General features: G+C 35.8%; 11 protein-coding genes and 1 pseudogene. 1 reads left to right on the top strand and 11 read right to left on the bottom strand.

The annotated features are described in order from the left end of the window. Positions 1–6 precede the first annotated feature (6 nt). From IWX83_RS00695 to IWX83_RS00670, 6 genes are read right to left on the bottom strand one after another with little or no spacing between them, the layout of a single operon-like run. On the bottom strand, positions 7–1,482 hold the full coding sequence (locus IWX83_RS00695; RefSeq protein ID WP_196826963.1) for a quinol:cytochrome C oxidoreductase: 1,476 nt from the start codon (positions 1,480–1,482) through the stop codon (positions 7–9). 27 nt (positions 1,483–1,509) lie between these two features. Further along, positions 1,510–2,058, bottom strand: a complete 549-nt coding sequence (locus IWX83_RS00690) for a cytochrome c (protein ID WP_066080443.1) — start codon at positions 2,056–2,058, stop codon at positions 1,510–1,512. 8 nt (positions 2,059–2,066) lie between these two features. Beyond that, entirely contained in the window at positions 2,067–2,591 is a 525-nt protein-coding gene (locus tag IWX83_RS00685; RefSeq protein WP_066080446.1) for a DUF3341 domain-containing protein, read from the bottom strand. Next, the gene (gene nrfD / locus IWX83_RS00680; RefSeq protein WP_066080449.1) at positions 2,584–3,987 is read right to left on the bottom strand and encodes an NrfD/PsrC family molybdoenzyme membrane anchor subunit; all 1,404 of its coding nucleotides are present in this window, start codon (positions 3,985–3,987) and stop codon (positions 2,584–2,586) included. Before nrfD ends, IWX83_RS00685 begins: the two co-directional genes overlap by 8 nt. A gap of 39 nt (positions 3,988–4,026) precedes the next feature. Continuing rightward, positions 4,027–7,083, bottom strand: a complete 3,057-nt coding sequence (locus IWX83_RS00675) for a TAT-variant-translocated molybdopterin oxidoreductase (RefSeq protein ID WP_196826961.1) — start codon at positions 7,081–7,083, stop codon at positions 4,027–4,029. 29 nt (positions 7,084–7,112) lie between these two features. Then, entirely contained in the window at positions 7,113–8,447 is a 1,335-nt protein-coding gene (locus IWX83_RS00670) for a c-type cytochrome (protein ID WP_196826959.1), read from the bottom strand. Between the two features lie 215 nt (positions 8,448–8,662). Between IWX83_RS00670 and IWX83_RS00665 the strand changes: the two genes are divergently transcribed. After that, the gene (locus tag IWX83_RS00665) at positions 8,663–9,052 is read left to right on the top strand and encodes a sporulation protein (protein WP_073352206.1); all 390 of its coding nucleotides are present in this window, start codon (positions 8,663–8,665) and stop codon (positions 9,050–9,052) included. Positions 9,053–9,622: 570 nt separating this feature from the next. Here IWX83_RS00665 and IWX83_RS00660 read toward each other — a convergent pair. The 5 genes and pseudogenes from IWX83_RS00660 to nusA form a co-directional block, all read right to left on the bottom strand. After that, entirely contained in the window at positions 9,623–10,156 is a 534-nt protein-coding gene (locus IWX83_RS00660; RefSeq protein WP_196826957.1) for an STM3941 family protein, read from the bottom strand. A gap of 7 nt (positions 10,157–10,163) precedes the next feature. After that, positions 10,164–10,622, bottom strand: a complete 459-nt coding sequence (locus IWX83_RS00655) for a hypothetical protein (RefSeq protein WP_196826955.1) — start codon at positions 10,620–10,622, stop codon at positions 10,164–10,166. Between the two features lie 69 nt (positions 10,623–10,691). Beyond that, positions 10,692–11,030, bottom strand: a pseudogene (locus tag IWX83_RS00650) (RHS repeat-associated core domain-containing protein); the annotation flags it as partial. Between the two features lie 78 nt (positions 11,031–11,108). Then, positions 11,109–14,024, bottom strand: a complete 2,916-nt coding sequence (gene infB / locus IWX83_RS00645) for a translation initiation factor IF-2 (RefSeq protein WP_196826954.1) — start codon at positions 14,022–14,024, stop codon at positions 11,109–11,111. 112 nt (positions 14,025–14,136) lie between these two features. Beyond that, the gene (gene nusA / locus IWX83_RS00640) at positions 14,137–15,390 is read right to left on the bottom strand and encodes a transcription termination factor NusA (protein WP_066080468.1); all 1,254 of its coding nucleotides are present in this window, start codon (positions 15,388–15,390) and stop codon (positions 14,137–14,139) included. Positions 15,391–15,401: the final 11 nt, after the last annotated feature.

Here is a 15,401-nt window from a genome sequence, read left to right as displayed (position 1 = left end):
TAAATATTAATAATGAAAATGTTTACTTTCTTCAATGAAAGGATTTCTTTTTGGCAACAAAGGTACTTTAGTTAACGCTGTAAAAACAACATAAATAAACAATCCAAGAAAGAAAAGTACAGAAGCAATTTCTGAAATTCCAATAAACCAACGGTCACCCACGGTTCCAGGCATAATCATATTAAAGAAATCAATATAATGACCTGCCAATATTACAACACCAGCCATAACTATAACCCACGTAATTCTTTTGAAATCAGTATTAATTAATATTAATAAAGGAAAAACAAAGTTCATGACCACAGCACCAAAAAACGGAAGGTTATACAATTCTATTCTAGTTATAAAATAAGTAACTTCTTCAGGAATGTTCGCATACCAGATCAACATGTATTGCGAAAACCATAAATAAGTCCAGAAAACACTGAAACCAAACATAAATTTTGCTAAATCATGAATATGACTTGTATTCACATGCTCCAAAACGCCTTTTGATTTCAAATATAAAGTAACTAAGGCTATCGTTGTAATTGCACTTACAAAGAAACTTGAAAATACATACCAACCAAACAAAGTACTGAACCAGTGTGGATCAATAGACATAATCCAATCCCAAGACATTATAGATTCGGTTACGATAAAAAATACAAGAAACATAGCTGAAAGCTTAAAATTCTTTTTGTAATTAAGGTCATCATTTGCATCATCTTGTGCCAAACAATTCTTTCTAGAATAATAACGGTATAAATTCCACCCAATCAAAAAGATTGCAGCTCTTATAATCCAGAAAGGAAAATTCAAATACCCTGATTTATTAGCAATCAACTTATCTGTAGCCACTACTTCAGGATCCAACCATATAAAAAGGTGATTTAGATGAAAACCGCATAGTAGTAAGAAAATGAAGAAGATAACAGATCCTACAGGCAAATAAGCCGTGATACCTTGCATAATTCTAAATAAAACCGGAGACCAACCTGCCTGCGCAACTTGTTGGATAGCATAAAATGCCAAGACACCAAGTGAAACTAACATAAAAAAGATACAAGCAACGTAAAAAGCAGCCCAAGGCTTATTTTGTAGTTGATGTAATACATGATTAAGGTGTTCTAAATGTTCCGCCTCTTCACTAACAACATGACCTTCTTTTTTGACGTTTGTCTCGGCATGAGCCACCTCAGAATGAGCCTCTTTAGCTACCACAGTGGTGTCATCAGTAGCTGGCATTGTAGCAGCTGTATCCTCCACTTTTGTTTCAGTATTTACCTCATGATTAGCACTGGGTGCATCATGTTTAGCCTCAGACGAACTTGAGGCTTCATGTTTTGCTTCACCATGACCACCATGACTTTCGGCAGCAAGAAGTTTTTCAACATCTTGAATATCCTTTGGTGCAGTTAAAAAACCATATCCAATCCCTAATATACCTACGGCCATTAGAATGAAAGAAAGAGTTTTTAATTTACTTGAAAATGTATACATATCTATAACGATCAGTTTGTTCAACAATTATAATTTTGCTCTTAATTCAACAACATAAGAAGCTACCAACCAACGCTCATGCTGGTCTAATTGATTGGAGTAAGCCCCCATGGAATTTAACCCATAAGTCATAACATGATAAATGCTACCTTCATTAATATCCCTATCTTTATAATTAGGAATACCCAATAATTTCCCTTGCGTGACTAATTTACCTTTACCATTTCCCTCATTACCATGACAAATTGCACAATATATTTCGTAAAGCTCTTTAGATTTCGCGTGATCTTTTTCTGATATTGAATCTAGAGGAGATGTCGAATTTAGCTTGGCTAAATCATAACCTTCGGTAGAATTATCAAAACCATAAGGAACGAAGCCTCTTTTAATAGTTCCATCAACAGGTAATTGACCCTCTTTACCATTTTTAAAAGCAGTCGATTCAGCATAAGTGTCGTATCCTATATGCTCATACATATTTGGGAAATATTGATAGTTAGGTGCCGTTGTATTATGGCACGACGAAACTAAAATAGTTATCCCAAAAAGAAGTGTTATTTTATAAATACTTTTCATATCTCTAATTAATGCTTATCTATTACTTTAACTTCTACAGCTCCGGTACCTTGGAAAAAAGAAATTAATTCTTCTTCATTATCATTTACCGCAACTTCCATTAAGAAATGGTCATCAGTAGTTCTTACATCAGGATTTTCAGCTTGTTTGAATGGCCATAATTTACTTCTCATGTAGAAAGTTATTACCATCAAATGCGCTGCAAAAAACACGGTCAACTCAAACATAATTGGAACAAAAGCTGGCATGTTTTCTATATAACTAAAACTTGGCTTTCCACCAATATCTTGTGGCCAATCTTGGATCATGATATAATTCATCATTGCCGTTGCCACCGAAATTCCAACACAACCATAAAGAAAAGCACAAATGGCTAATCTTGTTGGTGCAATTCCCATAGCTTTATCCAAACCGTGAACCGGAAATGGAGTAAAAACTTCCTCAATATGATGATGAGCTGCTCTGGTTTTTTTTACCGCATCCATCAAAATATCATCGTCATTATAAATGGCGTATATTACTTTATTACTCATGGTGTGAATCTTTATTTGCTTCTCTTTCTCTTTTGTAATTATCTCCAGTTCCTTTCAAAATTGTTTTTACCTCCGCTTGTGCGATAACTGGGAATGTTCTTGAATACAATAAGAACAGCACAAAGAAGAAACCGATTGTTCCTATAAAAATACCAATATCAACAAATGTTGGTGAAAACATAGTCCAAGAAGATGGTAAATAATCTCTATGTAAAGAAGTTACGATAATTACAAATCTCTCAAACCACATTCCAATATTTACAACAATCGAAATTATAAACGAAAACATGATACTTGTTCTTAACTTTTTAAACCACATGAATTGCGGTGAGAAAACATTACATGTCATCATTGACCAATAAGCCCACCAGTAAGGTCCAGTAGCTCTATTAAGAAAAGCATATTGCTCATATTCTACTCCAGAATACCAAGCAACAAACAATTCCGTAATGTAAGCAACACCTACTATAGAACCGGTAATCATGATTACAATGTTCATCAATTCTATGTGTTGAACAGTGATGTAAGCCTCAAGATTAGAAACTTTTCTCATGATAATCAACAAGGTGTTTACCATTGCAAAACCAGAGAAAACCGCTCCAGCAACAAAATAAGGAGGAAAAATTGTTGTATGCCATCCCGGTATTACAGAAGTAGCAAAATCCATCGATACGATCGTATGTACAGAAAGTACAAGAGGAGTAGCTAAACCAGCCAATACAAGAGAAACTTCTTCAAAACGTTGCCAATCTTTTGCTCTACCGCTCCATCCAAAACTTAGTATTGAATATACCCTTTTATTGAAAGGAGTTACCGCTCTATCGCGCAACATAGCAAAATCAGGTAACAAACCAGTCCACCAGAAAACTAATGATACTGAAAGGTACGTAGAAATTGCAAATACATCCCAAAGTAACGGAGAGTTAAAGTTAACCCACAATGATCCAAACTGATTCGGGATAGGTAAAACCCAATACGCTAACCAAGGACGACCCATGTGTATGATTGGAAACAGACCTGCTTGAATAACAGAGAAAATTGTCATTGCTTCTGCAGAACGGTTAATCGCCATTCTCCAACGTTGACGGAAAAGTAATAGTACTGCAGAAATCAAAGTTCCTGCGTGACCGATACCAACCCACCAAACGAAGTTCGTGATATCCCAAGCCCATCCAACAGTTTTATTTAATCCCCATGTTCCAATCCCTGTAGATACGGTGTAGATGATACAGCCTAATCCCCAGAGGAAGGCTATTAATGCAATTGAAAATACAATCCACCAATGTTTATTTGCTTTCCCTTCAACAGGTGCAGCTACATCTACAGTTACATCGTGATATGATTTATCACCTATAACTAAGGGTTTTCTAATGGTTGCTTCGTAGTGAGACGACATAATCCTTTATATTGATTCTTAATTAATTCTTTTTTTGTACTAGGTATTTCTAACTTTAACGTGATAAATCACATTTGGTTTTGTTCCAACATGCTCCAATAAGTGATACATTCTTTCATCAGCAGCTAATTTTGCTATAACTGCTTCTGTATCATTTACATCTCCAAATTTCATTGCTCCATTAGAACAAGCATTTGAACAAGCGGTTTGAAACTCCCCATCAACGACCGGTCTTCCTTCGTTTTTAGCCTTCAAAATAGTTGCTTGTGTCATTTGAATACACATTGAACATTTCTCCATAACTCCACGAGAACGAACATTGACATCTGGATTTAATACCATACGTCCTAAATCGTCATTCATATGATAATCGAATTCACTGTTTTTGTTATACAAGAACCAGTTAAAACGACGTACTTTATATGGACAGTTGTTAGCACAGTAACGAGTACCAACGCATCTGTTATAAGCCATGTGATTCTGACCTTGGCGAGAGTGTGAAGTTGCAGCAACTGGACAAACTGTTTCACAAGGTGCGTGATTACAATGTTGACACATTACCGGTTGAAAAGAAACTTGTGGATTATCGCCCGCTTTCTCCATTTCATTAAATGTAGATAAGGAACTAGACAAACCTGCAATATTTTCTTTTCTTTCATTATCTCCTTCAAAAGTACTTTCAGAAGAATAATATCTATCAATACGCAACCAATGCATATCACGACTTCTTCTTACCTCCGATTTTCCAACAACAGGAACGTTGTTCTCCGCATGACAAGCAATCACACAAGCACCACAACCGGTACAAGCATTTAAGTCAATAGAAAGATTAAAATGGTGACCCGTCGAACGATCAAATGAATCCCATAAATCTACCTTCGTAGCTTCTACTTCTTTATGATCTAAGGATACCATTGGTTGTTCATTCCAAACGTGGGCATCTTTTGTATTGAAAATTTCTAACGAAGTTTCTTTGATGATATCTCCTCGTCCCATTAATGTTTTCTGACCTTGAACACAAGCAAACTCATGTTCTCCTCCAGCTTTGGCTAATGTTACAGATTGAACAGTATTGAAACCTTTATATAGAGCGTAGGCATTTAAACCTACCATCATTTCTTCCTTCAAAGCCGCTTTACGACCGTAACCTAGAGCTAAACCAATAGTTCCAACAGCTTGGCCTGGTTGAACAATAACTGGAACATTTTCCAGTTTCAACCCATCTGCAGTGGTAATAGTAGCATAACTTCCATTTAAACCTCCATTTGCTACAATTTCATTGGAAAGCTCATATTTCTTAGCGTCCGCATTAGAAACAGTAACATAGTTATCCCAAGAAACTCTTGTAATTGGATCTGGAAATTCTTGTAACCAAGGGTTATTCGCCTGTTGTCCGTCACCCAAACCAGTTTTAGTATATAAAACCAACTCTAGTCCTTGTACTGGTTTTGACTGAGCAAGCGCGCTTGCGGCAGCACTATAATCAGCAGATCTTGCAGAAACAGCTGGTATAACTCCAACAAAAACTCCATCATGCAATACTTTATTCCAGGAAGAACCTGCAATTGTTGTTGCTGCATTACCCTTAATATAATCATAGAATGTTCCTGAAAGACCATTCAAGGACAATAGAACATCTTGAAATTGTTTTGTATTAAAAAGTGGTCGTATAGTAGGCTGAGTGATTCCGTAAGTACCTTTTGTAAAACTTACATCATTCCATGATTCCAAATAATGCGGAACCGCAGCAGCTACAGTACTTAACAAAGCAGTTTCGTCTTCTTTCAAAGAAAATGCAACCGATGTCTTCACCTTTTTTAGACCTTCAACGAAAGAAGCACTATCCGCGAGAGTATAAACAGGATTGACACCACTCATAATCAAAGTATGAACGCTTCCTGCTTTCATATCAGCTACTAATTGAGCAACTTTTGCATTCGATCCTTTTCTAATTTGTCTTACTCCTAAAGTACTAAAAGCTTCACTAGCTAATGCTTGGTTGATAGCCAAAACTACTAATTGAGCATTTTTATCATTAATACCAGATACTAAAACGCCTTTTGAGCCAGCAGCTTTTAATTGTTGTGCTGCTTTTGTAACTTCTGATTTAAATTTATCTTCTAAACTTACAGTAACGGCAGAACCCGTTACAATGTTGTAAATATGAACTAATGCTAGTTTTTGATTAGCAGTAGACATTGGCAGTCTTTTATCAGCAGCAGCACCAGACAAAGTCATGTTTGCTTCTAACTGAAAATGACGTGACATTTTACCTGCCTTAGGAACTCGTCCTTGCGTATAACTCGAGTCATACCCACCGCCTTGCCAATCCCCAAGAAAATCAGCTCCAACAGAGACAATAAGAGACGCTTTTGAGAAATCGTAATCTACCAAAGCTCTTTCTCCATAAACCGTTTCAAATGCATCCAATGCTTCAGATGAGGATACCGCATCATAAATTACATGTTTAGCATTTGGGTTTTTGCCCACAAACTCAGCAATCAGTTTTTCAGTTGATGGACTAGCCAGCGTATTTGTTAATAGCACAACCTGCCCACCTTTTGCAGCAGCATCAGCTATACTAGATTTAATTTTAGAATCAACAACAGACCATGCAGCGCTTTTACCTTCAACTTTTGGCTCTTTCAAACGCATACTATCATACAAAGACAATATCGACGCATGAATTCTTGCATTAGCACTAAACTTAGCACCGGCCATGGTGTTATTATCTATTTTAATAGGACGCCCTTCACGAGTTTTTACTAAAAGATTAGCAAAATCAAATCCATCAAAAACAGAAGTTGCATAATAATCCGCAACCCCAGGAATGATTTGCTCTGGCTGAAGCACGTAAGGTATTGATTTGTTTACAGGACCTTCGCAAGCTGCAAGCGTAGCCGCTGCAGTACTAAAACCAACGTACTTTAAAAAATCACGACGTGATGTTGATGAAGATGACAAAGCGTCACTATTTCCTAAAAATTCGTCAGTAGGAATTTCTTCAACAAATTCGTTATTTTTAAGCGCCTCAACAATAGAACTATTTTTGTCTAGTTCTTCAACACTTTTCCAGTATTTTTTGTTTGATGACATATATAAATATTAAAATCTTAATAATTTGATTAATAATGGCATTTACCACATTCTAAACCTCCCATTTGGGCTGCCGTCAATTTGTCTACGCCGTATTTCTTAGAAAGCTGTTCATGAATTTTAGTGTAGTATTCATTCCCTTCCATTTTAACTTCCGTTTTTCTATGGCAGTTGATACACCAACCCATTGTCAAAGGAGCAAATTGTTTTTGAATTTCATACTCTTGTACTGGACCATGACAAGTTTGACACTCAATACCAGCTACATTAACGTGTTGTGAGTGATTAAAGTAAACAAACGATGGCAAGTTATGAATACGTATCCATTTTACAGGTTCTGTTTTTCCAGTATATTTTTGATTAGTTGCATCCCAGCCAACAGCCTTGTACAACTTTTGAATTTCCGCATCATAAAAAGCTTTAGAATATTCTGGCGTTGCAGTTGTATCTGAAACTTCGCCAATACTTTTATGGCAATTCATACAAACATTCAAGGAAGGAATTCCAGAATGCTTGCTCACTCTAGCAGAAGAGTGACAGTATTTACAGCTGATTCCATTACTTCCGGCATGTATTCTGTGCGAATAATGTATCGGCTGTATTGGAGCATAATCCTGATCAACTCCTATTTGCATTAAAAAACCATAAACAAAATAAGCACTAGCCAGCAATAAAAATACCGCGCTAACTAACACCAAAAATTGATTTCTAGCAAAAGCTTTCCATATAGGCGTTGTTGGAGTTTTCGGAGCTACCTCAATACCATTCGCTTTAGCAACTTTGGACAAAACTTTGTTTACTAAAAACAACATTACTACCAAAATAAGCATCACGAGTGACAAAGCACCTAATATAATGTTGTTTGAAACACCACTATCAGAGGTAGCAGTTCCAGGAACAGCTTCCGTTGCATTTGCAGTCTTAGGAGCTTCAGCCTTTGGTTCTGAAGTATAAGCAATAATATTGTCTATGTCCCCATCCGTAAGTTGAGGGAAAGCAGACATTACTGCCTTATTGTTTTCCTCATACACTTTTACAGCTTGCGCATCCCCAGATTTAATAAGCTCTGAACTATTACGAACCCATTTATGAAGCCATGAAGCGTCATATTTAGCAGCAATACCTCTAAGCATCGGACCAGTTGCTTTAGCATCTAGTTTGTGACAAGCAGCACAGTTTGCATTAAAAAGCTCTTTACCCTTAACAGGGTCAGCACCTTGTGAAGGAGCTGCAGCATCTGGAGCTGCGGGGTCAACCGCAGGAGTAGCTTCTTGAGCAAATGAAGTAAAGGAAATAGATAGCATCAAAGCTATGCTAAAAAATAATTTCCTTGAGATCGAATTATGGTTACCCACCTTTTTCATATAGTATAATGATTATCTACTAAAAATTGGCACAGTTTTTTCTAAGTGATTTATAAAAACTGATCCTTTATTTTAAAACTTGCACAAAAATACGACTTAAGAACTATTCTCAAAACCTTAAAATAGTCTTAATTTCAATTTATATCTATTCTAAATAACATTTGCTCTTGAGTATCGTTTCTTAAATATTACTTTTGCACAAAAACAATCACATTATGAGAATTTTAGCCCTACGAAAAGCCTTTTTCATCTCACTCACATTCTGCATTTCCTATCTGAACACCAATGCACAAGATGGAAATATATCTGTAAAACAAGACTCCAAATTTGAACAATTTTTAAATGAAAAGAGAAAAACTAATATTTCGAATACTATAAATGATCGTTATAAAATTCAAATATTCAGTGGAGAAAGTGAAAAAGCAAAAAGCACATTGAATGCTTTTAGACAAGAATTTAGAGAAATCGACGGTACTATCTTTTTCTTTACACCTAACTATAAAGTCTGGGTAGGAAATTTTAAAACAAGAATTGACGCAGAACGAAATCTTATAGAAATTAGAAAAAGCTATCCGAATGTGCATTTGATAAAACCTAATAAGTAAAAGTAGCCTTCTTTAAATTAAAACAAGAAACCACTCAATTTGAGTGGTTTCTTGTTTTAATATACTTTGTCTTCCTAGTGTTATCGATCACAATTGGGACGTTTAAGACAGCCTTTTGCAGTTAATCACACCATGAGCCAATATGAGATTGAATAACCCAGTAAACGTTTAATCTTAATACATTTACAAAACGGGGCAATACCCTGAAAAGCAACCTACTCGATAAAATAAAACCAATTAAAATTGAAACGGTTTCCTGTTTTAATTCGTTATATAATGCCGCTGTTTGTGGGTATAGATTGTAAATATGTGGTAGAGTCGCCGAAAGATCTAAGCAATCTGGGTTTTACTTCACTGTGTGGGCACAGTTTGCAAAACTGCGCTAACAGCTACACGTACTGCATATCAAGGACGTCGGGGCTAAACGACCAAAAAAAATCACTCGTTAAAGAGTTTTTAGATGCTTTCATTCTAAAAGCAAACTTACAACAGCAACTTTCTTAACATAAAAAAAACGAGCAATTGCTCGTTTTTTTTGTTTATTTATTCTCTAAAATATTACGCCTTTAATTAATGCAAAATCTGTTTACTTTGATTATGGCTTTCTAAGATTAATCGCTCTAATTCATCGAAAGAGCAATCTAAATCCCCAAAAGTAATTATATAAGGTGTACCCATAGATTTTTCATTCATTTTAAAAAAAAGTGAGCTAATTCCTTTTTCATTATTTGGAGTTTCTTTTAAAAATATTGCTATGTAATTGTTATAGTTGTATTTAATTGTTTCTATTTTACTGATTTCTTCCCATTTGATAAGTTTCTTGTTATATAAGAAAAAACCATTAAATATACCTTGCTCGTCAATTCTTAAGAAAACATCTTTTCGGAAAATACTTTTTATGAGTAAAAATATTACCAAAGCACAAGTTATTATACCAACTATAGAAAATATAATTACCGTATTTTTTGTTGGAAGTAAAAAAAAGGTGTGTTCGGAAGGATAGCGTAAAAAATTTACCAGTCCACATAAGACAAAAATCATCAATAGTATTATTGCAATTCTTTTGAAATAATTTTTATTTTTCTCTATTATTATTGTTTTCATTTGTATGTTATTCATAAGCTTTCTCAACTAAATTTCCTGCTGTTTCACTCGCATAATATCCTGCAAATCCTCCAGCAATGGCTCCTGCAATTGTTCCAATAAATGGTATTGGAACAAGAGTTTCAACTGCTGCTCCTGTCCCAACTGACACAAGCCAACTAACTCCAGCACCAGCCACAACTTTTGCTCCTGCTAACGCCGTATTCTCACCGTTAGTATACCCTGTGTTTTGGTAGTTTTGGTAATCGCCAGTTACTCCTTGCCCAACTTCTATAGTCCCAAGAATAACGGTGGTAGCAATGGAACCATTTTTTATTAATTTACTTACATCAAACGTCTTGATATTTGCTGCACTTCCTCCAGTCCAATTAGATGCATAATATTTAAAACTAATGTTTCGTGGGTTATAACTACCATTGTTAGTTAATCTAAAAGAACCTCCTTGACTGCTAGTTGCGCCTAACACACTAGCTCCATCGCCAATTCTATCATTAAATAAGTTTGCGTTATCTAGTGTGCTACTTTTTTTAGATTTTCATTGTACAACAACTTCCTCAAGTTCTATAACTTTACTAGCAGTTGTTGTTTCAGGGTCATAAACATATGTATTATTGGGGTCATCAATTAGTGGTTTAAAAGCAGGTGTATTTGGACACGTTGGACAAAGTGCTAGACCTTGATTATCGTTTTCAAACAGACCAGATGGGTCAGACCAGTAAACAGGACTGTTAAAACCAAACCTGTAAGGATTATGCATGGGAGCTAACTCGCTTAATAGGTCAATTACATTAAACCTACCAATAGCAGGGTCGTATTGTCGCCAGTCCATCGCTGTAACATTCAGCCCTAGCTCATCTTGGTACTCCTTGCCATTGTACTTATACTTATAACAACAAAGCTAAAACAAAAAAAATCCCGATTGCTCGGGATTTTTTATAAATATATTAAAATTCTATTTCAATTTCTTCTTAACAGCTACTTCATGGTACGATTCAATAACATCTCTTTCTTCGATGTCGTTGTAACCTTTTACTTGAATACCACAATCATATCCTTTAGCTACTTCTTTTACATCATCTTTGAAACGTTTCAATGCTAACAATTCTCCTGTAAAGACAACCACACCTTCTCTAATGATTCTCATCTTAGCGCTTCTAACAATTTTACCGTCCATTACCATACATCCAGCAATTGAACCAACTTTAGAAATTTTGAAGATCTCTCTAATCTCTGCTGTACCTAAAATCTCTTCCTTCATTTCAGGAGCTAACATTCCTTCCATTGCATCTTTCAAGTCATCAATAGCCGCATAAATAATAGAGTAGTAACGGATATCAATTTCTTCTTTATCTGCTAATTGTCTTGCATTTCCAGCAGGACGAACATTAAATCCGATGATAATCGCATCTGATGCAGAAGCCAACATTACGTCAGTTTCAGTAATTGCTCCAACCCCTTTATGAATAATATTAATTTGAATTTCTTCAGTAGATAATTTAGAGAACGAATCAGACAATGCTTCAACAGAACCATCCACATCTCCTTTAAGGATAATGTTTAATTCTTTAAATTGACCCAATGCAATTCTACGTCCAATTTCATCCAAAGTAATGTGACGTTGTGTACGTACCGATTGTTCACGCATCAATTGAGAACGTTTAGATGCAATTTGTTTCGCTTCTTTTTCGTCTTCAAATATATTGAACTTATCACCCGCAGTCGCTGCTCCATCAAGACCAAGAACTGAAACCGGAGTCGAAGGACCCGCCACAGTTACTATGTTCCCTCTTTCATCATGCATGGCTTTAATTTTACCATGATGCTTACCAGCTAACATATAATCTCCAATTTTCAACGTTCCGTTTTGAACTAATATCGTAGAAACATATCCTTTTCCTTTGTCAAGGAAAGCTTCAACAACAGTTCCAGAAGCCGCTTTATTTGGATTTGCTTTCAAATCTAAAAGTTCTGCTTCTAATAATACTTTTTCTAATAATTCTTTCACACCTGTTCCCACTTTCGCAGAAATATCATGTGATTGAATTTTTCCACCCCAATCTTCAACCAATAAATTCATACCTGCTAATCTTTCTTTTACTTTTTCAGGATTAGCATTTGGCTTATCAATTTTATTGATAGCAAATATAATAGGAACTCCAGCTGCTTGAGCATGGCTAATTGCTTCTTTGGTTTGCGGCATGATGTCATCATCAGCAGCAATCACAATAATAGCAATATCGGTAACTTGAGCACCACGCGCACGCATCGCAGTAAACGCTTCGTGACCCGGTGTATCTAAGAATGCAATTTTTTGTCCGTTATCTAAAGTTACTCCGTAGGCACCAATATGTTGTGTTATTCCTCCAGACTCCCCTGCAATTACGTTTTCTTTACGAATGTAATCCAGTAACGATGTTTTACCGTGATCGACGTGACCCATTACCGTTACAATTGGCGCTCGGAAAACTAAATCTTCTTCTCTGTCCTCAACAACTTGAATCGCTTCTTCGATGTCAACAGTAATAAATTCAACTTCATAACCAAATTCATCTGCAACGATAGTCAAGGTTTCTGCGTCAAGACGCTGGTTCATGGTTACCATGATTCCAAGTGACATACACGTACCGATCACTTTCGTGATAGGCACATCCATCATGATGGCAATTTCACCTACCGTAACAAATTCCGTAACCTTAATGGTTTTACTTCCTTCGTCAATAGCTCTTTGCTCATCATCAGATTTCTGACGGTGCGTATCTCTTTTATCTCTTCTATATTTAGCCGCTTTAGATTTACCACCTTTACCTTGTAGTTTCTCTAAAGTCTCTCTAATTTGATTTTTAACTTCCTCTTCAGTAGGCTCCACTTTTGCAACAATAGCAGGTCTGTTACCTTTAACAAATCCAGGTCTTGAACTTCTGTTCGCATTAAATCCGCCACCACCTACATTAGGGGTAATCTTATTCGGATTTGGCGCACCTGGAACTCCTGGTATTGCTGGCGGTCTTGGAGCACCTGGTTTAGGAGCAATCCTTTTACGCTTATTTTTATTTGCATTGGCTGCAGCCGAACCTGGAGCACCCGGTTTATTCGGAGTGATTTTTGGTTCTTCTTTTTTCTTTTTCGGTTTGTTGAACTGAGATAAATCAATTATCTGACCTGTTAAAGTAGTTCCCGATAGTTTTTGATATTGCGTAGTGATGGTTTCATCAACAGGCGCTTCATCTGCTTTCGCAGGCTCAGTTTTCGCAACCGCTTTTGGTTCAGCAGCAACTTCTTCTTTTGGAGCCTCTGGTTTAACTTCTTTTATTCCAACAATAGGTTTTATCTCTTTTTTGTCTGAAACAATTTTTTCTTCCAAAGCCTTTTCTTGCAACGTTTGTTCTGCAGTTACTTTTTCTGGAGTCACTTCTTTTACAACTGGTTTTACTTCCTGTACCTTAGCAACTGGAGTTTCAACTTTCTCAACTGCTTTTGTAGGCGAAATAATGGAAGGCTTCTTTGGATTCAGATCAATTTTACCCACTTGAACAGGTCCTGCTATAACTGCTCGCGCTTTTATAACCTCCTGTTGTTTTAGACGATCCTCCTCAATTTTGCGTTTGTCTTCAATTTCTTTCTCTCGTTCTAAACGCAAAGCCTCTTTTTCTTTCCTTTTCTCTTCTCCTACTTCTTTTGAAGCTTCTTTATTCCCTTTGTCACCTGCAAACTGACCGCACAAGACCTTGTACACATCATCAGAAATCTTTGTGTTTGGATTTGCCTCAATAGCGATTCCTTTATCTTTTAGATAATCCACAGCTCTTTCCAAAGAAATATTCAATTCCCTTAAAACTTTGTTTATTCTAATAATTCTCTCTTCAGACATACAACCTTTTTATTATTACCTTTTTTGTTATTCCTCACTCTACTCCCGCCTCGGTACCTACCGAGTAAGAATTAATTGTAAAGTGGCATGTTTATCGTTGAAGAAACATTGACTAACTGTCAAATTCCTCTTTCAATATTCTCATTACATCTAAAATCGTTTCCTCTTCTAGGTCTGTTCTTCGTACTAAATCTTCAACATCTTGTTTTAAAATACTTTTTGCAGTATCTAAACCAATTTTTGCAAACTCTTCAATAACCCAGTCTTCAATTTCATCTGAAAACTCTGTTAATTCAACATCATCCTCATCAGCAGTTGCACCAGCAACATCGCCTTCGCGAATAACATCTAACTCATAGCCAGTTAATAAACCCGCTAATTTAATATTATGTCCACCACGACCAATTGCTTTTGAAACTTCTTCAAGCTTCAAGAAAACCTCTGCTCTTTTTGTCTCTTCATTAATTTTAATAGACGATACTTTAGCTGGACTTAATGCTCTAGTAATAAACAATTGAATGTTACTAGTATAATTAATTACATCGATATTTTCATTCCCTAATTCACGAACAATTCCGTGAATACGAGACCCTTTCATACCTACACAAGCTCCTACTGGATCAATTCTATCATCGTAAGAATCAACGGCTACTTTTGCTTTTTCACCTGGAATTCTCACTACTTTCTTAACCATAATTAAACCGTCAAAAACTTCAGGAATTTCTTGTTCAAACAATTTCTCTAAAAACTTCTCCGAAGTTCTAGACATGATGATTTGAGGTTTATTTCCTTTTAATTCAACGCTTTCAATTATTCCTCTAACATTATCTCCCTTGCGGAAAAAATCAGAAGGAATTTGTTTTTCTTTTGGCAAAATGATTTCGTTTCCTTCATCATCAACCAAAATTACAACTCTAGGACGCACATGGTGTACTTCAGCAGTGTATATATCGCCAATTAAATCTTTAAACTGTTTGTAAAGATTTGTATTGTCATGCTCATGAATTTTTGAAATTAAATTTTGGCGTAAAGCTAAAATTGCTCTTCTTCCTAAATCAATTAACTTCACTTCTTCAGAAACTTCTTCACCAATTTCAAAATCAGGCTCGATTTTTCTAGCTTCAGTTAAAGTAATTTCAAGGTGATCAAAATCCAAATCTTCATCAGAAACAATCACTCTTCTTTGCCATATTTCCATATCTCCCTTATCAGGATTTATAATAATATCGAAATTATCATCTGAACCGTATTTTTTTTTCAATGCATTTCTAAATACATCTTCTAAAATTGCCATAAGCGTTACACGATCAATAAGTTTATCATCTTTAAACTCTGAGAATGAATCGATTAATGCTAAATTTTCCATGCGAATTCTTT

The sequence above is a fragment of the Flavobacterium sp. CG_9.1 genome, from assembly GCF_015751645.1.
In the GTDB taxonomy this organism is placed as follows: Bacteria; Bacteroidota; Bacteroidia; order Flavobacteriales; family Flavobacteriaceae; genus Flavobacterium; species Flavobacterium xanthum.
Note: the sequence above shows the minus strand (reverse complement) of the source record. Positions and strands in the feature narration are given on the sequence as shown.